Raw genomic sequence first — 23,211 nt, forward strand, 5'->3', positions numbered from 1 at the left:
CATTTTATTTATCCTGCACGAGCAGAAATCTATTATATAATTTTCACATTAAAATAAATTTTAATGCTTGGCTTAGTATCTAACCGTTAACTATTAATAAGCAATCTAAATTAATTATAAGGAATGAATACATAATCATTTGATATTCTCAATGCTATATTCAACTTTTGGTCGATGTATAGTCCCTATTATAGTTGGGAAGAAAAGTAACTTACTAACAATAAATTTTTTAACATCAAAAAAACATATACAGACTAATAAAGATAGAATTTGGAAAAATATACATACTAAAACAAGGTGGGCATTTAATAGCGAAAGGATTAGAAATATAATCGAGAAAAAATCAAACGTAATTGGCACTAAAACTTGCGCTATTGGCTTATGCCCATACGTGTACTTTAAGTTACCTTCTTCTGTACTAGATTGTATAGCCTGTCCTAGTCCAAATCCTCTTTTTGAGAATAATATCGATTTTAGCTTTCCTATCTTTCCTACTGGTTTATCAAAATGATCAATCATTTTTTCCGGAACCTCATAAATTTTATATCCCTTACTCTTTAATCTTACATATAATTCTGGTTCCTCAAACGCATTAATATAATTTCTATATCCACCAACTTCGTCAAAAGCATCTTTTTTTATTAATAATGCTCCTCCAAAGTGCTGTGCTACCTTTAATGTCTTTATGTTATATTTATTCTTTATTACTTGGCTGGTTTTCAATTTTTCATTTAAAATAAGATCATCCCTTATGCCAATTAAACCTGCACACGCTTTTTCATTAAGTTCCTTTAGACCTGTTTCTAAAAAATCCTTATAAAGTTTCATATCTCCATCTAAAAATAACAAATACTTCCCTATTGCCCTTTTACTTCCTATATTTCTGCCTAATGCTGCATTATATATAGTCGATTCAGATATTTTTATGATTTTTAAATTATTTATTTCCAAGTCACTCGCTATTTTTATAGTACAATCACTTGATTTTGAATCAACTAAGATTATCTCATGTGAATAATTTAACTCACTAAATACACCTGCTATAGATTTTAAACATCGTTCTATATTTTTCTCTTCATTTTTTGCAATTACTATAACAGAAAATACAGGACTTAATTTTTCTGATTGTTCTATCATAAATATAAAAGCTCCTCAAAAATAGTATCTTTTTTATAATATAGTCTTAATTTTTTGTAATTCATTAAAATATGCATCTATTACTATTTGCCTGTCAAATTCCTTTTCTACTTTCTTTCTTCCTTCCAATCCCATCTGCCTTTTCTTTTCATAATCCAACGCTATAAATTTTTCTATTTTTTCAATAAGATCTTGACTATCTTGTTGCTTCACAACATAACCATTTATTTCATCATCAACTATTTCTCGACATCCACTTCTATTAGTAGTAATAATAGGTCTACCAGAAGCAGCGCTCTCAAGTAAAACATTTGACATTCCCTCAGGGTAATATGTAGGATGAATTGTACAATGTGAAATTTCATGAAATGCCCTAATATCATTTTGCATTCCATGATACTGAATAATACCTCTACCTTGTAATTCTTTCAATTTACTATCATAAGCGTCTTCACAAAAACCTAAGATATGAAAAACTGTTTTAGGATACTTCCCTCTAATATATTCAGCTGCATCTAAATATTGATCAATGCCCTTTTCTTTCATTACTCGTGCAATAAATACAAAATTAATCAAATCATCTGACGGATAATCTAATACAGAATAATAATCTAAATTGACACCAGATCCCGGTATTAATTTATACTCGCCACTAATCAATCCCTCGCCCCTAAATAACTCTTTATTCTCTTCATTCTGAAAAAACACACAGTTAACTTTCTTCAAAGCAGTCCTATATAAAAACAAAGTGATTTTTTGCAATAATCCTCCATTTTCTACTGCAGTACCCAGCCCCGTAATATTAGACAAATAAGGAGTTTTACTTAATCTACACGCTAATCCACCATAAATATTAGGTTTTATTGTATATGTTAAAACTACTTGGGGTTTTATCTCTTTAATAATTTTCTTATAGCTCATTAATAATTTAAAATCAGTTATTGGATTAGTCCCTCTTCTACTAATTGGTGTATCAATAAATTTACATCCTAACTCCATAAGTTTTGGAACAAATTCACCATAAGGTAACGATATATATACTTCATTATCCTTCACCATCTGTTCTATAAGCTCTTTTCTAAATTTATATAAACCAACATCATTATTGGCAAGTATTAAAATCTTTTTCATTTTATTCTCCCTGACACAATGTAATCTATGACCAACGTAAATTACTTTGATTAAATAGTTTATTTAAAATTCTACCTATTGTTTTACTATTACATCTAACTCATCTAAACCATATATCGAATAATTTTCTTTAATATTACTTAAATACTCTCTGTTTTCATAAACTCCATTGCGATAGATCCTTATTGTTTGTATAGGATGAATATTACTAATATAAAAATCTTTTTCTGGATTATCACCAACATAAAGCATCTCATCGAATTTAACATCCAATTTCTCTTTCATTATTTCAAATGCCTTACTATGTGGCTTCCAATATCGTCTACCTAACTCATCAGTCACAATAATTTCATCAAAGTAGTTAGCTGCTTTTAACGCTTTTAATTTTTGTCGCTGTCCATTAGCATAACCATCTGTAATAATCCCTACATTTATTCCTTTTGTCCTTAAGTTTTTTAAACACGGTAATACATCCTCAAAAAACTGTATTATTGGTGTATGATTACGATACTCTTCCACTAGCTCCATTATCTCATTTTGAGTATAACTAATCCCAAATGTATCAAACACTCTATTAAATACGTTTCTAGTGTTTTCATTGAACAAATTTATTAATAATTGATATAGTTCTTGTTCATCCTTTTGAAGCTTTTCATTTAGTAATTTTGAAATATGTTTATAACCGCTTTCGATATATCTTCTCTCGGAAATAAGCGTATCATCTAAATCAAATATAACTGCTTTAATCATTTTACTAGCTCCATATTTTCATCTAAACATATACTACTATCAAATCTAATAAATGTAAGGTTTTCTCGATAATCTTCACTATAATTTAATTTCTCACCCATTAATAAGCGTAGAAGATTTCCGCATGAATCAGCACCACTTTGAATACTCATTGGAGCTCCCCCACCGAATCTTGGATTGATTTCAATATACTCAATCCCCTTCTTTGTCTTCATAAGTTGAACAGTTATATGTCCAATTGGTTTGAGTGTCTTCATTAATTTCGTCACATCATTAATAATCTCTCTATCTTTCACGATTTTCCCTTTTGAAATTTCACCACTACGTGTAGCTATTCTTAATCTTGGAACTACTGTAATTACATTTCCTTGAAAATCTAAAAATACATCAACCGTAAATTCTTCTCCTTCCATAAAATCTTGAATCAGAGGATCATTGATAAAACTTTTATATGTCTTTAATTCAGCTAAATTATTTACTTTAAATGTATTAACACTTGAACTTCCAGACTTAGGTTTGATAAATAAAGGAAACTGTATATTCTCCCCACAAATCAATTCCTCATCTGTATACATTTTTGGAATTCCAAAACCTTCTTCTTCTAAGAATCTTTGTGTATTGATTTTATCCCGGCAAATTTTAATAGCCTTGGAATCAGATATCAATACCTTGGCATGCGTTTTTTCTTCAATAAATTCCTTGTTTTCCGCAAGTAACAATAAATCTGTATCAATCGTTGGAACTATTAATGAAATATTTTCTTGATTGCAGATGTCTATAATCTCTTTAATATAATTTGGTTCACTAATTCGTGGTAATTTACAAGTTCTATCTGCAAAATATAAAGCTGGTGCCGTATTAGAACAGTCACCTGCTACAACATTACCTTTAACATTTAAATCTCTTATTGCTTTTTGAAAATGTTGCACTAGCTCTACACGTCGTCCCGCACTTAAAATTAAAATATTAATTTCTCTCATTATTTTCCCTCACTTTACTACCTTCAAAATATTCCATTGTAGCAGCAGTTTCTGAATTAATTCCTTCTCTAATAAAAACCTTCTTAATTGTTAAAAGGATAATCTTCCAATCTGTAGTGAAACTTACATTATCTACATACTCTACATCGTAATTAAATTTCTCTTCCCAACTAATAGCATTCCGACCATTAACTTGTGCTAACCCTGATAATCCTGGTCGAACTTCATGACGTCTTTTTTGATGCTCATTATATAACGGTAAATATTGAACTAATAAAGGTCTAGGTCCTATAATTGACATATCACCTTTAAAAATATTAAAAAGCCCTGGTAATTCATCAAGTGATGTCGAACGTAAAAATTTACCGAAGTTAGTAAGTCTTACACTATCGGGTAACAGCTCACCATTTTCATTTTTTTCATCTGTCATTGTTCTAAATTTATACATTTTGAAAATAGTCCCATTTAATCCAGGTCGCTCTTGTTTAAATAATACCGGACTACCCAATTTTGTTTTTACAAGAAAAGCAACTATAAGGAATAATGGACTAAGCATTATAATAGCAATTAAAGACAGTATAAAATCCATTGACCTTTTTATAAACCGTCTATAGATGCCAACTTTAGAACCCTTCATTACGATATCCACAACCCTTTAATAATTTTCACGACTCTATCTAAATCTTCATCTGTCATTTTCGTATCACTTGGTAAGCAAACACCGGTCTCAAATAGCTTCTCTGATACATCAGTCCCAATAAAATCATATTTCTCAAAGAATGGCTGCATATGCATTGGTTTCCAAACCGGTCTAGATTCAATATTTTCTTTTTCAAGGGCTTCCATCACATCAATTGGACGAATCTTGCCGTTTAGTGTCATAGAACTTAGCCAATAATTTGGTTCATTCCACTCATTACTAGGCATAAATTCAATTCCTTCAAGATTTCCTAATTCTCTCTTATAAAAATCAAATATGTATCTTTTCTTCTGAACTCTTTGATCTAACACTTTAAGCTGCCCTCTACCAATACCAGCAACTACATTACTCATGCGATAATTAAACCCTAATTCACTATGTTGATAATGTCTTGCTTGATCTCTACTTTGAGTTGCCCAAAATCTTGCTTTTGAAATTCGTTCCTCATCATTAGAAACGAGCATTCCACCACCAGAAGTAGTGATAATTTTATTACCATTAAAAGAAAAAACACCATAATCTCCAAAGCTTCCCGTATGTTTACCTTTGTAATAAGTTCCTAAAGATTCAGCGGCATCTTCAATTAAAGCAACATTATATTTCTTACAAAGTTCAACAATCTTATCCATATCCGCGGAGAGACCATATAAATGAACTACTATAACTGCCTTTACATTTGGATACTTTTTAAAAGCTTCTTCTAATGCTTTAGGACACATATTCCAAGTCTCATAATCACTATCTATGAAGACTGGAGTAGCATTTTGATAAATTATAGGATTTGCAGTTGCTGAGAATGTAAGGGTTTGACAAAAAACAACATCGCTCTCCCCTACTCCAGCTGCTTTTAGAGCCAGATGAATTGCAGCTGTTCCAGAAGATAGCGCTGCGGCTGCTTTAGAGCCCACTTTAGCGGCTAGTTCTCTTTCAAATCCGTTCACATTTTCCCCAAGTGGTGCAATCCAATTTGTATCGAAAGCTTCCTTAACGTAATGCATTTCATAACCTTCATCACTCATATGTGGTGATGAAAGAAATATTCTGTCTCCCATTTCTAAAACTTCCTTCCCTTAAATTAATTTTTTAGATTAACTTTATTATTCGCAATGCCTAATAATCGTTCTCTTATTTCCTCTTTACTCATTCCCTCAAAATCATTCATAAACTGTCTTAAAATATCTTGATCTAGTAAAACAGCTTTTCCTATATGAATTTTAGGGAATATTTGCTCTGGGTGAACCTCACCTTCATTTAATAACTCTTCATACATTTTTTCCCCTGGTCTTAATCCAGTGAATTCAATTCCAATTTCTTCAACAGAATAACCTGAAAGAGTGATTAAGTTTTTGGCTAAATCAACAATCTTTACTGGATCTCCCATATCGAGTACGAACAATTCTCCACCTCTAGCTAGCGTTCCAGCCTGAATAACTAATCTTGAAGCTTCTGGTATGGTCATAAAGTAACGAATCATATCAGGGTGAGTAACTGTTACAGGCCCACCTTTTTGAATTTGTTTCTTAAATAGAGGTATCACGCTCCCCCTACTTCCAAGAACATTACCAAATCTAACCGCAACAAAACGTGTACCAGTACTAACCGAAGCCATATGTTGTACAAGCATTTCTGCAAATCGTTTTGTAGCTCCCATTACATTTGTCGGGTTTACTGCCTTATCTGTAGAAACCATAACAAACGTATTTACTTTAAACGTATCTGCAGCTTCAGCTACATTTTTCGTACCAAAGATGTTATTTTTCACAGCCTCTTCAGGATTACGTTCCATTAAAGGTACGTGCTTATGTGCCGCTGCATGGTATACGATATATGGTTGATGCTTTTTCATTATTTCAAAGATTTTATGACGATCTTGAACATCAGCAATCTCTGTCACAATTTCAACTGTATCTTTATAAGTAACTCTCATTTCCATTTCAATATTATAAATGCTGTTTTCACCATGTCCCAAAAGAACAATTTTTGCTGGTTTATACCTCATTACTTGACGACAAATTTCAGATCCAATCGATCCACCAGCACCTGTTACTAAAATTGTTTTACCTGTAATCTTTTCTCCAATTCCTGCATCATCTAATTGAATTGGTTCTCTTCCTAATAAATCTTCTACTTGTACATCCCGGAATTCATTAACAGAAACTTTTCCATCTAAAAGATCTTCAAGCATTGGTACAATTTGAGTTTTCGCCTTCGTTTTTCTACACTTCTCAAAAATTTCGTTTATTTGATTTCTACTTAAAGAAGGAATAGCAATAATAATATGTTCAATATCATTATCTTCTACAACTTCTTTAATATGATTTGTTGTACCAACGACTGGCACATTATAAATCTCTAATTTTTGTTTATTTCTATCATCATCAACAAACGCAATTGGATACAGATCAGCTTCCTTATTATGTAGTAACTGTCTTACTACCATAGTCCCTGCTGAACCAGCTCCAACAATCAATGTTCGTTTTTTATTCGCATCCTTACTAATATACGTATCACGGAACATACGCCATACAAAACGAGAACCACCGATTAATAGTAAATGTAACATCCATGCGATCGCTAAAATTCGGACATAAATATCATGATTTATAATTTGTTGAACAATTGCCGTTACAATAATTGAAAGCGTAATTGCTTTAAATATTTGTTTTAGTTCTCCAATACTTGCATATTCCCACGCCTTGTTATAAAGCTTATAAATAGCAGCAAAAATATGATGACTACATAACAATGTAATAGAACTAATAATTACTGTCGCAGGAATTTTACTTAATACATTGGGATGTATGAACCAATAACTTAAATATACGGCGGTTAATACAATAAATGAATCTAATAAAATTAATAATGAGAGCCGTTTTCGATAACTCAATATATCTATTCCCTTCTTTATATAATTCGCATCTTGTTAATAATAAAAAAGGACATTCTCTTATGAATGTGCCTCTTCCTTTTTTACAAGTTCCTTCATATATTTCATTAAATCTATTTTCAGCTCTTCATTTTGAAGTGCCATCTCAATTGTTGTCTTAATAAATCCAAATTTCTCTCCAACATCATAACGAATTCCTTCAAAATCATAAGCAAATACGCGCTGAATTTCATTCAAACGTTGAATCGCATCTGTTAATTGAATTTCTCCACCAGCACCTGTTTGTTGATCATCAAGGAACATGAAAATTTCTGGTGTTAATACGTAACGCCCCATAATCGCTAAATTAGATGGTGCTGTACCTTCTGCTGGTTTTTCAACAAATTGACGCACTTGATAACGACGATCATTTTGTTCAACTGGATCAATGATACCGTAACGATGTGTTTCATTTTCCGGCACTGTTTGCACACCAATAACAGATGATTGCGTTCCTTCATATTGATCCATTAATTGACGTAAACATGGTGTTTCTGCTTGGACAATATCATCACCAAGTAATACTGCAAATGGCTCATTTCCAATAAATTTACGCGCGCACCACACTGCATGCCCTAAGCCTTTTGGTTCTTTTTGTCTTATGTAATGAATATTAATTTTTGAAGAAGCTTGTACTTTTTCAAGCATTTCATACTTCCCTTTTTCGAGTAAGCTTTGTTCTAATTCAAAAGAATGATCGAAATGATCTTCAATTGCGCGCTTTCCTTTTCCAGTAACGATAATAATATCTTCAATTCCTGATTCTATCGCTTCTTCTACTATGTATTGAATTGTCGGCTTATCGACAATTGGTAACATTTCTTTCGGCATCGCTTTCGTTGCTGGTAAAAACCTTGTCCCAAGACCAGCAGCGGGTATAATCGCTTTTCTTACTTTTTTCAAATCTAGTCCCCCTAAAAATATCGCTTTATCTATATGTATCAATAATAAAAACCCTACCTATAGAGTCATAGTTATAACTCCATAGGTAGAGTTTCTATCATAAATAAAATTATGGGCATCTAACCCATCCTCACGTCATACTCCCGACGACAAGCGTCTAAGGTAGGTTCGAAATAAAAATTTCTACCCACAGCACGACCGAGTGCCCCCGTTGATACCGGTTAGGAGACATCACCAATTCCTTATTTAGAAAATGCCGAACAATTTTTTGCGACGAATTTGTTCTGGATCTTCTTTATAAATTGCTTTTCCGCTAATTAATAAATAGGGGTTCTCTTTTAAATCACTCATAACGTTCATTCCGAATTCTTTTCCGATTAATTCGTAGCTTTCCGCTAGATGAAATCCTCTTGATGTTGTGTTATGTGCATCTGATGCGATCATATGCGTTAAATTATGTTCAACGAGTTGTAGTGAGAATTTTTTTATCTTTTTGCCGAACTTTCCTAGTAAACTTCCTGCCGTTACTTGTGTTAATGCACCTTTACTTACAAGATTGTATAACTTATCTGGCCGCTCGATTAACTCGGCATTGCGTTCTGGATGAACGATAATTGGGATCATTCCTTTAACACGTAATTCATATAATAGTTGCTCTGCATAGCGAGGTACGTGATTAGATGGAAACTCAATTAATATGTATTTATTCGTTTCGTTTAAGGTAACGATTTTACTAGCTTCATAGTCTTCTAATAAATCACCATATAACCTGACCTCTTGCCCTGGTAAAATTTTCAGTGGAATTTCATTTTGTTGTAGTTCATCATTTAGTTGTTTTACTTGATGAATAATTGAAGTACGTTCATTTGTATATTTACCATTTTGATGGTGTGGTGTTGCGACGATTGTATGTATTCCTTCTTGGACAGCCTTTTGTGCCATGGCCAGACTATCTGTTACTGTTTGTGCACCGTCATCGATGCCAGGTAAAATGTGACAATGTAAATCAATCATTTGTTTCATCCTCCCTCTCTCATATAAAAATCTTTTTTCCTTTGAATATGAGTTATCTCATATCCAAAGGAAAAAAGGAGATATGTTTTTGCCATATCTCACTTTTTAATTAGTTTGCACCGTAGTAATAATATAAGCCTTGTTCACGTTCACGATCGTTCAGAACAACACCTAACAATTTACCTTTTGCAGATTCTAATAATCCTTTTGCTTTTACCGCTGTTTCCTTTTCTGTCGATTCACTACGAACGACAAGAATGGATGCATCACATACATTCGCCATAATTTGCGCATCTGTTACAGCTAAAATTGGCGGTAAATCAAAAATAACTAAATCGTACATACTATACGCTTGCCCAAGAAGTTCTTTCATCGATTTCGAACCTAACAATTCCGCCGGATTTGGTGGGATTGGACCACACGCTAAAAAGTGTAAATTATCAACTAATGTCGTTTGTACACACTTCTCTAAACGTTCACTATGTGTTAATACATTCGTTAATCCGAAAATATTATCAACTTGGAACATTTGATGCATCGCTGGTTTACGCATATCTGCATCAATTAATAATACTTTCTTTCCTTGTTGAGCGAAAACAACTGCCATATTCGCTGTTGTCGTCGTTTTCCCTTCACTTGGGTTAGCAGACGTTACCATTAACGAATGTAAATTCGTATCAACAGATGCAAATTCGATATTCGTTCGAATATTACGATATTGTTCTGAAATTGGTGATTTCGGTTGTTGATGAGCAATTAATTGACGACGTTGACGATGATTTTGTTTCTTTTTAAATAAACTATTAAGAGCCAATTGTTTGTCCCCTCACTTTTCTTGATGATGGAGCATGTGATTTCACGCTTGCTGTTTCTTCATCCATACGTGCTACAATACCTAACACCGGTAAGCCAAGTAAGCTTTCTACATCTTCTTCTTTTTTCACTGTGTTATCTAAGTATTCTAGTAAGAATGCAAGACCAACTGAGGCCATTAATCCAACAACGAAAGCAATTGCTACGTTTAACATCGGGCGTGGTTTAATTGGAGATTGATTTTCCGCAACTTCTGCTTTTGACAATACAGTTACGTTATCAACATTCATAATTTTTGCAACTTCACCTTTAAATACATCTGCAGTTGCATTTGCAATATCACGAGCTAATTTTGGATCTTTATCCTCGGCTGTAACGGAAATGACTTGTGAATCTTTTTCATTCGCAACATTAATCTTTCCTGTTAAAGCTTGTGCTGTCATATTTAAATTTAATTTTTCATTCACTTGGTCTAAGACTACTGGACTTTTAATAATGACCTTATATGTATTCGTTAATTGAATATTTGTTTGAATTTCACCAGCTTGAATCATTGCACCCTCTTGCTTTTTCTGGTTAACAAGAATTTGCGTTGAAGATTGGTAGATTGGTGTCATGAAGAAGAAGCTAATGATAGCACTTACAATAGCTGCACCAAAGGCGATTACGAGGATCATTGCTAAACGTTTTTTTAAAATATAAAATAACTCTTTTAAACTAATTGTTTCTTCCATAAGTCCCTCCAACTTTCTAAAATTTGCACATAAGAAAAATTATAACATATAATCTTACATTTTTTTATTTTAGTCATATCTATGTTCTTTTGTTATTTGAAAACATATATAATCTTACAAAATAATCTTAAATATGACAACACATTCCATCAATTTTACAAAATTCCTATTGTATCATTTTTTTTATATAATTCAATATATAATTTTAAAATAATTCAAAAAAACTGGTAAAAACACTTACCAGCTTTAAAAATTACTATTTTACACATTATTTTCTAATAATATCCATATTGTTCTCGTTCTTCTTTTTTATCATTTAAAACGACGCCAAGTAGTTTTCCAGATGCTTTATCTAATATTTGTTTCGCCTTTATCAGTTTATCTTTTTCTGTTTTTTCACTACGAGCTACTAATACAACTCCATCGCATTTGTTTGCAAGTATTTGCGCGTCTGTAACCGCCAGCACAGGAGGCGTATCGATTAGAATGACGTCGAACATCTTATATGCCTCTAAAAGCATTTCGTCCATTTTACGGTATCCTAGTAGTTCTGCAGGGTTTGGCGGAATTGGGCCTGCTGGCATGACATATACATTATCTATATCTGTTTTTTGAATACATTGCATAAACGAAGCCTGTCCTGATAATAAATTTGTTAAACCATTTGGATTGTGAACCGCAAATAAGTTTTGTAATGTCGGCTTACGTAAGTCCGCCCCAATTAACAATACTTTTTTCCCTTGTTGACCGAAAACAACTGCTAGATTAGAAATAGTCGTTGTTTTCCCGTCTCCTGGATCTGCTGAAGTGACAATAATAGAACGAATATGGTTATCTACAGATGTAAATTCAATGTTCGTACGAATGTTACGGTATTGTTCTGTAATACGTGATTTAGGCTCTTTATGTGTAATTAATTGTCGTAATGGTTTTCTTTTCTTTCTTCCGAACATGTTCTAGTCTCCTTTTTCAAAATGCGACCTTTTCCCTTTTTCTCTTTTATGCTCGATATGCTACGCCTATTTTTCATTTACTTCTACCGTTAAATTTCCCCATTACTTTCCTCTACAGTTCATCATAACGAATCATAATAACCTTTGTCCTATCTTATAACCTCCATAATGTGACAATGGCATCTCTATCTTTATCGCGCTATCATTCATCTTGATTTCAAGATATTTATAGCGTCATTATATACAAACTCCCATTCATTTACAAATAAAATTCTGATTACTCTGCATTTTAATATTTCAAACAAAAAATATAGTAATTAAAAAAATCCTTCTGTAATATGCAGAAGGATTTTTTTAATTACTATCTATTCTTTCTTATCACCAATTGCAAATGTAATTTCAGCTTCACACGCAACTTCACCATCCACTGTTGCGATTGCTTTTCCTTTTCCAATTGGTCCACGTACGCGTGTCATTTCTACTTCTAAACGAAGTTGATCACCTGGGCGTACTTGTTTTTTGAAGCGGCAGTTGTCGATGCCTGCGAAGAAAGCAAGTCTCCCGCGGTTTTCTTCTTTCTTTAATACAGCAACTGCCCCAACTTGTGCTAATGCTTCTACAATAAGTACACCAGGCATAACTGCATAATCTGGGAAGTGTCCATTAAAGAACTCCTCGTTTGCAGATACATTTTTAATTCCAACCGCTCTTTTCCCCTCATCCACTTCTAATATTTTATCAACAAGTAAAAATGGATAGCGGTGTGGAATGATTTCTTTAATTTGTTCTATATTTAGCATGTAACAATCGCCCCTTTTGTAATATTGGTCTTACCACTTGGACATATTGTTATTATCCCATTTTGTTTATTATTTGTCATTATAAAGTAACACTTTACTCTCTATTATAAAAAAATGCATACACTCTATTCCATTAAAATAGTTGCACTTCCCGGCAACTGACACGGAGGTAGAAAAGAGTGTATGCCCAAATTAGGGAAAGGCAATATGTATTTGAACATTTTTTGCCTTAATGTCGTATTCCGAATCATTATATTACATACGTTTTCAAATAAGAAAACATTAAATTTAACTGTATATACGGATATATCACCTCATTTCTTTATTTTCCTCTATTATTCTTCCGTTTTCGTAAAAAATTAGAATTAAAAAAATAAAAAAAAAGAACTAAGGTTTTCCCTTAGCTCTTTCTCACTTTATTTCAATGCACGACGTGGTAATTTATCGATATTCTCTAACATAATACCTGTACCAATAGCAACACATTGCATTGGGTTTTCAGCGATTAATACTGGTACCTTTAATTCTTCTGCTAGAAGCATGTCGATACCGTGTAATAAAGCTCCACCGCCTGTTAGAATAACACCGCGGTCGATAATGTCCGCAGATAGTTCTGGTGGTGTGCGCTCTAGTACGCCTTTTGCAGCTTGTACAATGATAGCTGCGTCTTCTTTTAGTGCTTCTGTAATCTCTTCAGAGCATACTGTAATTGTACGTGGTAAACCTGTTACCATGTCACGTCCGCGAATTTCAAGCTCTTCACTACGTGCACCTGGGAATACTGTACCAACTTTAATTTTAATATTTTCTGAAGTACGTTCTCCAATTAATAGCTTATACTTACGTTTAACGTAGTTTAAGATTTCCATATCAAACTTATCGCCAGCCATTTTGATAGAGGAAGAGGTAACAATATCACCCATAGAAAGTACGGCAATATCTGTTGTACCTCCACCAATATCAACAACCATGTTTCCGCTTGGCTGGAAGATTTCCATACCAGCACCAACTGCGGCTACTTTTGGTTCTTCTTCTAAAAATACTGTTTTACCACCTGAACGTTCAGCAGCCTCACGAATTGCTTTTTGTTCTACAGATGTGATATTTGTTGGACAGCAAATTAAAATGCGAGGTTTTGAAAAGAAGCTCTTCACGTCCAATTTGTTAATGAAATACTTTAACATTGCTTCTGTAATTTCGAAATCTGCGATTACACCATCTTTAAGCGGACGAATTGCTACAATATTACCAGGTGTACGTCCCACCATACTTCTTGCTTCTTCACCTACTGCTAATACTTTTCCACTATTACGATCAATTGCCACAACAGATGGCTCATTTAATACAATACCCTTACCTTTAACATGAATTAATACGTTAGCCGTACCTAGGTCAATTCCGATATCTCGCGCAAACATTCCCGTCATTTCCTCCTCGATATTCAAAATCAGGTTACACCCGAATTCTTTTACACCTAATTTCTGATTTTATCATAAATTTAACAGAAACGTAATATTCGCAAAAAGAATTCTTCTGAAAAATATTACCGAATTCACAAGGAATGTTTGCTATTTTAGATTTATTGGCGCACAGGGTTTTCTGTATCTTCTTTTCGGTACTTTTGCTTTGTTGCTTCTCCACCTCTTAAATGACGAATAGACTTATGATAATCAAGAATTTCTTTCACTTCATTTGCGAGCTCTGGATTAATTTCTGGCAAACGTTCTGTTAAATCTTTATGGACTGTACTCTTTGATACCCCAAATTCCTTTGCGATTACACGCACTGTCTTTCTTGTCTCCACGATATACTTGCCAATCTTGATAGTTCTCTCTTTGATGTAATCGTGCACACCACTCGCCTCCCTAAATTGGATGTGAGAAGTGTGAAATGAGACTCGCTGCATACGACTATGAAGTAAATGTGAGTGCTGTTTGTAAGCGTTAAACATTCTTGGATTTATAATGAAATGATTCACGATTTCTCACCTCAAACACTCTCTTTGCATTGGTTTATACCATTGTATTGCCCGCACTACTGATATATGCTACATGTTCACTATTTTTGCGGACTAAGTTAAGAAAAATTACGTTTTTTTGTGAGAAATACGTTAACGATGACAATTACGGCGAAAAAAAGTGACACCTCTTTATAAAAGGTGTCACTCTTCTCTTTCATATTCTTCTTCTAACAACTGATGGTGGGGGACTTCTTTCTTACCGGCAATATAATAATATAAAGCGAATAAAACAAACAATAAAATGATAGCAATCGACAGAACAGATAAAAATGACACAGTATCCCCTCCCTTTTGTAATATATATTCGAGAATCTCGTCATTTTTCCTTGTTATTGCAACTTTTTTCTCGAAATTGATTATTTTTATATAAAAATAAAGTGAAACTTTAATCAGTGGGAGACGGTTCATCTCCCACTGATTATTAGTTGAACCAATCGGGCGTTTACGGGCAGTTGATTCCCACCTAACCGCTTTACTCCGGCTTAATTTTGAGGCGGGAGTCTTACTGCCCGTTAATGCGGGATAAAAAAATCAGCTCTCCTAATGAGAACTGATTTTTTCACTTTATTATTCTTGTGAAGAAGAACCGTTAGATGATTCTGTAGAACCATTCGTTGATTTTTCTTCTTTTTGAGATTTGTCATCTTGTTTGCCGTTCGTCTCTTTATCACTAGTCGAACCGCTTGTTGATTTCTCTTCTTTTTGAGATTTGTCATCTTGTTTACCGTTCGTCTCTTTATCACTAGTCGAACCGCTTGTCGATTTCTCTTCTTTTTGAGACTTATCTTCTGTTTTACTTTCTGGTTTCGTGCTTGTTGACTTTTCTTCTTTTTGAGATTTGTCATCAGCTTTTTTACCAGAAGCATTTGTCGCCTTTGCAGCACCTGCATCAGCTTTAATTTCTGCTACTGATTTATTTAAATAACGCTCAGGGTTCACAGCCACATTGTCTTTACGTACTTCAAAGTGAACGTAAGAACCTGCATCTTTATTCATTGCATTTAGACCTGATTTTCCTAACACTTCACCTTGCGCGACTCTTGCACCTTTTTCTACTTTCACACTGCCTAAGCTTTGATAAGATGCTGCTACACCATTTCCACTATCTACTGTTACAACATAACCAAGAAGTGAATCTTTTTCAGCTTTCGTTACTGTACCACTTAAAGCAGCTGTAACATCAAATTCTTTTCCGTTTTTCGCAGCAATGTCAATTCCTTTATTCGGGGAATATGTGTTGTTATAAAAGACAAGTGCTTTTTCTTGTTCCGCCTCTGATGCTGCATCTTCATAGAATTTCTTCTGTACTACTACTTCTGCATTTGCTGCAGTTGGCATTTTCACTACTTCTGAAGATTTTGTTACTGGTACTGCCGGATCTTCCGTTTGTGTATACGGTGTTGCTTGATCTTGGTTCGGAGCTTTCTTTGGATTAGCTCCCTGGAACCATAGCGCAACCATTAAGATTACCGCTGCACAAGCAATGTATAGTGCCGGAAACACCCATCTTTTTTGAAATAAATGTACTACTTTTTGCGACTTTTTACTATTTCTTCCTCGCATTCCATCATCACCTCAGCAATCATTTTGAACAATATTCACTCATCCTATACAACCTATAACTAATTACTTTTCGACAAAATCTGTAAAAATATGTATAGGAATTGCAAAATTTCCGAGGAAATGATAGAAAAAGGAAAAAACTGAGCGTTTCAGCTCAGTTTTTAGTCCATTTGTTTCTTTCTATAAATGAAGAGTGTAATAACAAGTACTGCGACTAACCAAATCGTTATGTTCAATAAGTTACTAGTAATTGCACTAAAACCTTCACCTTTTATAACACTACTAACTGCAAGACCGATATGACGAGTTGGCAAATAATCGACTATTTTTGTAACGACTTCATTCTTCACAAACATTCCAATTAAATCACCGAAAAGGAATGTCATTAATATTGGTAATCCAATTGTTGATGTTTGCGGCACATTTTGAGCTAATAATCCAATACAAGTACCAATGAGATTAAATATTAGCATTCCAAGAACAAAGATGAGTAATAATAATGCAAAATTACCTTCTAATTTACCTAAAATAAGTAGATTAATAAAACAGATTGCAACTGTAATCATACCTGTTAATGAACTTTTACCAATTAATACTTCAATAGATGATGCTGGTGATAGCATAAGAACACGAAGCGTATTTTTTTCCTTTTCTTCAGCGATGAGCATTGCCTGTACAAAGCCTCCGACCATAACTAACGCCATCGCAGTTAACGTACTTGCTCCAACTTCTCTCATATTATCTGAGCGACTAAATAATACCGAAAAGACAAGTGGCATTACCAACATAATTAAAGTTTGTGAATTCGTTTTAAAATCCTGTACCTCTTTCCGAAAAATAGCTGAAAATCGTCTCATTGAAAATGTCATTATAGTCCCCTCCCAGTAACTTCAATAAAGATATCACCTAACGTTGGCTCGTGTGAATGAATAGATAGTAATTCGCCTTTTTTCATCCATTCTGAAATGCGTTTTGCTCCTAATTCATCTTTTTGTACCGTTTCTTTTTGTTTATCTTTTAACACAACTTGTATTTGATCTTTCGCGTACTTTAATCGCAAGTTTTCTGGTGTATCAAGCGCTACAATTTCTCCGCCGCACAGAAAGGCAATACGGTTACAAAGCGTTTCTGCTTCGTCCATGTTGTGCGTCGTTAAGAAAATCGTTGTTCCTTCTTTATTTAAGTCTTTTAAGATTTTATGAATGTTTTGTACGTTTACTGGATCAAGTGCAGATGTTGGTTCATCTAAGAAGAGGATATCTGGTTTGTGAAGGATCGCTCTCGCTAGTGTGACACGCTGCTTCATTCCTTTTGACAATTTTTTTACTTGTGTTTTTTTATCATCTAATAAGTTCACTTGTGCTAGCACTTCATCGATTCGTTCTTTTTTACAATCGTATAAGTCACAAAATAGTAGTAAGTTATCATAAATGCTAAGTCTTTCGTATAGGCCGCTGTTGTCTGTCAAAATACCAATTCGCTTGTAATCGATACTACTTGGACCTGTAATGTCTTTACCTAACACTCTTACAGTTCCAACGCTATGAAGCAATTGAGATGTTAATATTTTTACTGTTGTCGTTTTCCCAGATCCACTCGGTCCGAGGAATCCAAAGATTTCTCCTTGCTTCACCTCAATATTTACATTTCGAAGGGCCGTTTTTCCATCGAAACTTTTCATTACATCTTTCATTTCAATTGCCAATTTCATTTCGTCATCCCCTTTGTTTTTCTTTTTATAGATGAAAGTCGCTTTAGCGCTTTTCGTTTGTTTCGCTTTTCTTGACTCAATCATATGAAAAACAAAGGGTAGGCGCAGTAAAATACCGGTAAAAGGAGTATTTTTACCGGTGAATGAATCGTATTTTGAGCTTATCGGAGCATTTTTATAGCCCAATTACACCTTTTAATTCATCCATTCGTCCTTTTGAAAGCGGGATTGAACTTTTTCTTTCATCATCCAAAATTAAGCTAAAACTATTCCGAGTCCACGTAATAACTTCTCGTACTCTTTGTAAATTAACGAGGTACGAGCGATGACATCTGAAGAACCCGAATCCTGTTAATCTTACTTCTAGTTCACTTAATGTTAATGCACATACGAAATCACCTTCGCGCACATGAATATGTGTCACTCCATTTTGTGTTTCAATGAAATGGATTTCCATCGGATCCAGTAAAATGATTTTATCATTCACTTTCGCTGGTATCCTTTCTAATTTCATTTGCGGAATCATTTGAATGACCTTTTCTTCGTCAACTTCTTTCACTTCTTCTTGCTCAATTTCTACCTTTTTCACACCATTGTTATTTAATATGTATACATCTTCTGTTAGCGAGAGCGCATCTGATAAAAAAGATGACGTAATAAAAATCGCCTTTCCTTGCTCTTTCATTTTCATAATCGCTTTTCGAATAATAATCGTACTCTCTGTATCTACATTTTGCTCCGGCTCTTCTAAAATAACTAAATCTGGATTATGAATCATAACTCGCCCGATATGAAGGCGACGTTTCTCTGAAAATGACAGTTTTTCTATTTTAACGTTCAACTTATCTAAGAGACCGACATATTGTACTACTTCTTCCATACTCATGTTAGATTCATAAAGCCCTAATATAAACTTGAAGTACTCCCTCACCTTCAAACGATCGTATGCTTCATCTTTCAAAAAACAAAAGCCGATGCGGGAATAATTCTTCTTTCCAATCGCTGTGCCTTCAAATAGTACATTGCCAGTTGAAGCTGCTTCTTCACCGATAATGATGCGGTGCAACACTTTAGCTGTATGATTATTGCATTGCAAAACAACACATTGTCCTTTTTCAACCTCCAGTTCAATTGCCGGTAACTGGTTCGTCTTCCCTACCTGTTTCAACTCCAGTAGCGCCATTCTGTCTCCCCCAAATGTTTTTCCCTAATTATACCAAATGATTAATGGAAGATTATGATATTTTAAACAAAAAAGAAGTAGGTATCAGGAAACCCCTGACACCTACTTCTTCACCATCAATTTTCCTTCATAATCATTCATCGTCTTTATTTCAATGCCTTTATAGTAATGAGCGACTATCTCTGTATATTTCTTACCTTCCGCTGCCATACCATTCGCACCGTACTGGCTCATACCGACGCCGTGACCGAATCCTTTCGTTGTAACGGTGATGTTATCCCCTTCTTGTTTCCACGTAAAGTCTGAGGAGCGTAAATCTAACTTTTCACGAACTTGTTTTCCTGTTAATGTTTTCCCTTGGAACTCTACATCCTTTACTCGCTTTCCTTCCGTAAGGTCTTTAATATTACCAACCTTTCCGTTTGCTAGTACTTTCACACCGAGACGTTTTTGAAAATCAGCTACTGTGAATTTTTGCTCACTCGTAAATTTTGGAGAGGCTTGATCCCACGGACTATCTACGCTTTTCAAGTACGGATAATCATTTCCCCAATAATCAGCTGCATTTTCTGTTCGTCCGTTACTCGTTGAGAAGAAGGATGCTGAAATTGGTTTTCCATCATACGTTAAAACTTGTCCTGCGGTTTTCGAAACGGCTTCCTCAATTTTCTTTAAATTATTTTCGTAGTTATTACCCCATTGTTTCTTCAATTCCTCTTTGCTTTTGTACACTTGATCTTTCACTGTATCTGTCACATCCGCATTGTTTTTCTTACCACCGCTTAGCATACGCTGCACTACAAATGTTCTTGCTGCTAATGCCTGCGCCTTTAGCGCCTCTATTTCAAAGCTGGCATTCATCTCAGAAGCTACTACACCGGCCACATACTCCTCCATAGGTAATGTTTCTACCTTCTTCTGCTGATCACGATATACAGCAACTTGAACCGCTGTATCCACTTTCCCTGGAGCTGGTATACTTTCTATCGCTGGAGGAGTTTTAGAAGCTGCTTCTTCCCCTACTTTTGCTTTCGCAAACGGAATAACAAGAGCAGCAGGTACAATGATAACGAGCGCTATTAAGAGCGCTACTGTAATGAAAAGTGGCTTTGAAAATTTCATCCTATTCCCCCAATATAAAGTTGGATTCCTTTCATTCTTATGGAAATACGGGATCTTTTAGAACATACTTGGGGGTATCGATATAAAGTGAAACTATAATCAGTGGGGTTTTACTGACCGCAAATAGTGGAATAAAACAAAAATTTTCTAAATATTTTCACTGAGACGTGCATAAGTATGGAATTTATTGACTATAACAGTAATAACCCAAAAAAAAATAGCCCCTATGTCAAAAGACATAGAGACTACTTCAATTAAGCGTGAAGATCAGAAACTTCTTGTTCTTTCACTTCTTCTACTTTTTCGTTTACACGTTCAATAGTTGCACCTAATGCAGCTAATTTCTTATGGAAGTCTACATAACCGCGGTCAAGATGTTTTAACTCTGTTACACGAGTATAACCTTCTGATACTAAACCAGCTAAGATTAATGCTGCTGCAGCACGTAAATCAGTTGCGCCAACTTCAGCTCCTTGCAAGCTACTTGGACCGTTCATAATTACAGAACGACCTTCGATTTTAATATCAGCATTCATACGACGGAATTCTTCAACGTGCATAAAGCGGTTTTCGAATACCGTTTCTGTAATCATACTTGTTCCATCAGCATGTAGTAATAATGCCATCATTTGTGATTGCATGTCTGTTGGGAAACCTGGATGAGGCATAGTTTTAATATCAACCGCTTTTAACTTATCTGGGCCGATAACACGTACACCTTCATTTTCCTCAATAATTTTAACACCCATTTCTTCCATTTTCGCTGTAATTGAGCGTAAATGTTCAGGCACAGCATTTTCAATTAAGATGTCTCCACCTGTAATTGCCGCTGCAACCATGAATGTTCCTGCTTCAATACGGTCAGGAATAATAGGGTGGTTTGCACCATATAATTTTTCAACGCCTTCAATACGAATCGTTCCAGTTCCAGCTCCGCGTACTTTCGCTCCCATTGCATTTAAGAAGTTAGCTAAGTCAACGATTTCTGGCTCTTTCGCTGCGTTTTCAAGGACTGTTGTCCCTTTTGCTAATGTAGCTGCAGACATAATGTTTTCTGTCGCGCCTACGCTTGGGAAGTCTAAATAAATTTTAGCTCCTTTTAGTTCGCCCTCTACGTGTGCCTCAACAAATCCGTTACCAACTTTTACTTTCGCTCCCATTGCTTCGAAGCCTTTTAAATGTTGGTCAATTGGACGTGAACCAATTGCACATCCACCAGGAAGTGCAATACGAGCACGACCGTTACGTGCTAATAATGGTCCCATTACTTGAACAGATGCACGCATCTTACGTACATACTCAAATGGTGCTTCAATGTTTAATTCTTTAGAAGAATCGATTGTTACTTGGTTATTTTCAAATACGACTTCAGCATTTAAATGACGTAATACCTCGTTAATTGTGTATACATCAGATAATACTGGTACTTCAGATAGTACATTCTTTCCGTCACTCGCTAATAGGGCTGCAGCGATTATAGGTAATACAGCATTTTTTGCGCCCTCAACACGCACTGTGCCGCTTAACCGCTTTCCGCCACGGACGATGATCTTTTCCAAATTATTCCCCTCCGTGTCCTTTTTTCAGTATCTATTCACTCAATACTCAGAAGTTATGATCGGTGTGCCAACCACAATTGTATCTTTGTTGTTTGTAGAACGTATTGCTATTTGCACATTTATTTTCTCTCTATTTGTTGAAAGAGCGTCATTCCACTTTTTATTATATGCGGAGACTGATACAAATGCTCTTTCTTCTATCTGTTCGATCGCTCTTGCTGAAAGATCTTTCAAAACCTGATTGGTTTTATTTTGCAAAACACCTTCAATCTTATCATTCAGTACACCTTGAACACAAGTGTAAATTATAGGTTTTTCACTAAAAATTTTATCCATGTTCTGAACGTACTTCGGGTCCCATTTCGCCCCGCTCACTTCAAAAATAATAAAAGTGTTTTCTTTAGTATTTTCCTTACTCCAAGTTACTACTATTCGTTCTTCATGTGAAGAAGATTTTTTATAGGATGTAGCTTTATATCCATCTGGAGATTGTTCTAATTCCCAACTTTCGATGTTCGCCTCTTCTTTCACATCGTTTAACAATTTTTGAAACGTATGTATATTAGAAATTGTTTTCGTTTCTCGCGCTAACCATGACCACCGCTCTACTTTTGCATCGTTCTTCTCTAAAGCTGCAATCATGCTCTCCATTTTCTGTTCATCGCTTATAGGTTTCATCTCTTTATATCCAACCAAAAATAAAACAACACTTACGATAACAATAAGAATGGCTTTAAACTTCAATTTCATCCCCTCCTATCCCCATTGTTAACGGAGATATGAGGTTCTATACACTTACTTTACTAAATACGTTAAACTCTTTGAATAGCCTAAATAATCAAGGAAAAAGTTACTTACAGATGTCCCAATTGCAATTGTAATTAGGATAAGTAATACCCTCGTCTGCATCACTTTTCCAGACTTCATTAAGCGCTCAATGTGAATACCTTGTAAGGCCCACCACGTAATGGTAATAAACAATAAATGCGAAACAATGGCAATCAGTGCTTGTTGCCCTAAAAGATGTGCCAAAAAATCGACCCCTTTTTTTACTTGGCTACTACTTACGCAAAATGTAAAAAACGATACCATAAATAAGTAGGAGCCACACTTTTTCAAACGCAAATAAGCATCTTACATCGTGATTTTCTCTCGGAAAACATATGCCTATAGACGTTTTCATTTGCTGTTACTCCAAAATAAAAAGCGTAG

Annotated in this window: 24 protein-coding genes; all 24 read right to left on the reverse strand. The window is 34.6% G+C overall.

What is annotated here, in order from left to right:
• Positions 1–135: 135 nt before the first annotated feature.
• Positions 136–1,137, reverse strand: a complete 1,002-nt coding sequence (locus MHH59_RS26300; protein WP_305926880.1) for a glycosyltransferase family 2 protein — start codon at positions 1,135–1,137, stop codon at positions 136–138.
• Positions 1,138–1,170: 33 nt separating this feature from the next.
• On the reverse strand, positions 1,171–2,268 hold the full coding sequence (locus tag MHH59_RS26305) for a glycosyltransferase family 4 protein (RefSeq protein ID WP_340852781.1): 1,098 nt from the start codon (positions 2,266–2,268) through the stop codon (positions 1,171–1,173).
• 75 nt (positions 2,269–2,343) lie between these two features.
• Positions 2,344–3,018 (reverse strand): HAD family hydrolase, encoded by a 675-nt coding sequence (locus MHH59_RS26310; protein ID WP_305926882.1) that lies wholly within the window; start codon positions 3,016–3,018, stop codon positions 2,344–2,346.
• Positions 3,015–3,998 carry an ATP-grasp domain-containing protein gene (locus MHH59_RS26315; RefSeq protein ID WP_340852785.1) on the reverse strand — a complete coding sequence of 328 codons (984 nt, stop codon included), beginning with the start codon at positions 3,996–3,998 and terminating at the stop codon, positions 3,015–3,017. The genes MHH59_RS26310 and MHH59_RS26315 overlap by 4 nt, the downstream gene beginning before the upstream one ends.
• Entirely contained in the window at positions 3,985–4,635 is a 651-nt protein-coding gene (locus tag MHH59_RS26320; protein ID WP_305926884.1) for a sugar transferase, read from the reverse strand. Before MHH59_RS26320 ends, MHH59_RS26315 begins: the two co-directional genes overlap by 14 nt.
• A complete protein-coding gene (locus tag MHH59_RS26325) occupies positions 4,635–5,750 on the reverse strand; it encodes a DegT/DnrJ/EryC1/StrS family aminotransferase (protein ID WP_340852788.1) in 1,116 nt (371 codons plus the stop codon). The genes MHH59_RS26320 and MHH59_RS26325 overlap by 1 nt, the downstream gene beginning before the upstream one ends.
• A gap of 23 nt (positions 5,751–5,773) precedes the next feature.
• On the reverse strand, positions 5,774–7,585 hold the full coding sequence (locus MHH59_RS26330) for a polysaccharide biosynthesis protein (protein WP_340852791.1): 1,812 nt from the start codon (positions 7,583–7,585) through the stop codon (positions 5,774–5,776).
• 60 nt (positions 7,586–7,645) lie between these two features.
• Positions 7,646–8,527 carry a UTP--glucose-1-phosphate uridylyltransferase BpsC gene (gene bpsC / locus MHH59_RS26335; RefSeq protein ID WP_340852792.1) on the reverse strand — a complete coding sequence of 294 codons (882 nt, stop codon included), beginning with the start codon at positions 8,525–8,527 and terminating at the stop codon, positions 7,646–7,648.
• A 246-nt stretch (positions 8,528–8,773) separates the two neighbouring features.
• Positions 8,774–9,541: a tyrosine-protein phosphatase gene (locus MHH59_RS26340; protein ID WP_098777496.1), complete on the reverse strand. Its 768-nt coding sequence runs from the start codon at positions 9,539–9,541 to the stop codon at positions 8,774–8,776.
• 109 nt (positions 9,542–9,650) lie between these two features.
• Positions 9,651–10,355 carry a CpsD/CapB family tyrosine-protein kinase gene (locus MHH59_RS26345; protein WP_016102294.1) on the reverse strand — a complete coding sequence of 235 codons (705 nt, stop codon included), beginning with the start codon at positions 10,353–10,355 and terminating at the stop codon, positions 9,651–9,653.
• On the reverse strand, positions 10,345–11,088 hold the full coding sequence (locus MHH59_RS26350; RefSeq protein WP_016102295.1) for a YveK family protein: 744 nt from the start codon (positions 11,086–11,088) through the stop codon (positions 10,345–10,347). Before MHH59_RS26350 ends, MHH59_RS26345 begins: the two co-directional genes overlap by 11 nt.
• A 275-nt stretch (positions 11,089–11,363) precedes the next feature.
• Complete coding sequence (locus MHH59_RS26355; protein ID WP_078177858.1) at positions 11,364–12,041, reverse strand: CpsD/CapB family tyrosine-protein kinase; 678 nt, start codon at positions 12,039–12,041, stop codon at positions 11,364–11,366.
• A gap of 365 nt (positions 12,042–12,406) precedes the next feature.
• Positions 12,407–12,841, reverse strand: coding sequence for a 3-hydroxyacyl-ACP dehydratase FabZ (gene fabZ, locus MHH59_RS26360; RefSeq protein ID WP_000931959.1), 435 nt, complete (start codon positions 12,839–12,841; stop codon positions 12,407–12,409).
• Positions 12,842–13,257: 416 nt separating this feature from the next.
• Entirely contained in the window at positions 13,258–14,259 is a 1,002-nt protein-coding gene (locus MHH59_RS26365) for a rod shape-determining protein (protein ID WP_002130035.1), read from the reverse strand.
• 161 nt (positions 14,260–14,420) lie between these two features.
• Entirely contained in the window at positions 14,421–14,693 is a 273-nt protein-coding gene (spoIIID, locus tag MHH59_RS26370) for a sporulation transcriptional regulator SpoIIID (protein WP_002089714.1), read from the reverse strand.
• 309 nt (positions 14,694–15,002) lie between these two features.
• Complete coding sequence (locus tag MHH59_RS26375; protein ID WP_002016211.1) at positions 15,003–15,137, reverse strand: hypothetical protein; 135 nt, start codon at positions 15,135–15,137, stop codon at positions 15,003–15,005.
• Positions 15,138–15,428: 291 nt separating this feature from the next.
• On the reverse strand, positions 15,429–16,424 hold the full coding sequence (locus MHH59_RS26380; protein WP_050000961.1) for a M23 family metallopeptidase: 996 nt from the start codon (positions 16,422–16,424) through the stop codon (positions 15,429–15,431).
• A 161-nt stretch (positions 16,425–16,585) separates the two neighbouring features.
• Positions 16,586–17,293, reverse strand: a complete 708-nt coding sequence (locus MHH59_RS26385) for an ABC transporter permease (protein WP_002130038.1) — start codon at positions 17,291–17,293, stop codon at positions 16,586–16,588.
• Complete coding sequence (locus tag MHH59_RS26390) at positions 17,293–18,135, reverse strand: ABC transporter ATP-binding protein (RefSeq protein WP_002130039.1); 843 nt, start codon at positions 18,133–18,135, stop codon at positions 17,293–17,295. The genes MHH59_RS26385 and MHH59_RS26390 overlap by 1 nt, the downstream gene beginning before the upstream one ends.
• A 175-nt stretch (positions 18,136–18,310) precedes the next feature.
• A complete protein-coding gene (locus MHH59_RS26395) occupies positions 18,311–19,318 on the reverse strand; it encodes a LytTR family transcriptional regulator DNA-binding domain-containing protein (RefSeq protein ID WP_340852799.1) in 1,008 nt (335 codons plus the stop codon).
• A gap of 102 nt (positions 19,319–19,420) precedes the next feature.
• Positions 19,421–20,440, reverse strand: coding sequence for a stage II sporulation protein D (gene spoIID / locus MHH59_RS26400; RefSeq protein ID WP_002035202.1), 1,020 nt, complete (start codon positions 20,438–20,440; stop codon positions 19,421–19,423).
• A 254-nt stretch (positions 20,441–20,694) separates the two neighbouring features.
• The gene (murA, locus tag MHH59_RS26405) at positions 20,695–21,999 is read right to left on the reverse strand and encodes a UDP-N-acetylglucosamine 1-carboxyvinyltransferase (RefSeq protein WP_002068497.1); all 1,305 of its coding nucleotides are present in this window, start codon (positions 21,997–21,999) and stop codon (positions 20,695–20,697) included.
• A gap of 39 nt (positions 22,000–22,038) precedes the next feature.
• Positions 22,039–22,743, reverse strand: a complete 705-nt coding sequence (locus MHH59_RS26410) for a YwmB family TATA-box binding protein (protein ID WP_002139032.1) — start codon at positions 22,741–22,743, stop codon at positions 22,039–22,041.
• Between the two features lie 51 nt (positions 22,744–22,794).
• Positions 22,795–23,031, reverse strand: coding sequence for a DUF1146 family protein (locus tag MHH59_RS26415; RefSeq protein ID WP_002016201.1), 237 nt, complete (start codon positions 23,029–23,031; stop codon positions 22,795–22,797).
• Between the last annotated feature and the right edge of the window lie 180 nt (positions 23,032–23,211).

It is taken from the genome of Bacillus sp. FSL E2-0195 (genome assembly GCF_038003645.1).
In the GTDB taxonomy this organism is placed as follows: Bacteria; Bacillota; Bacilli; order Bacillales; family Bacillaceae_G; genus Bacillus_A; species Bacillus_A mycoides.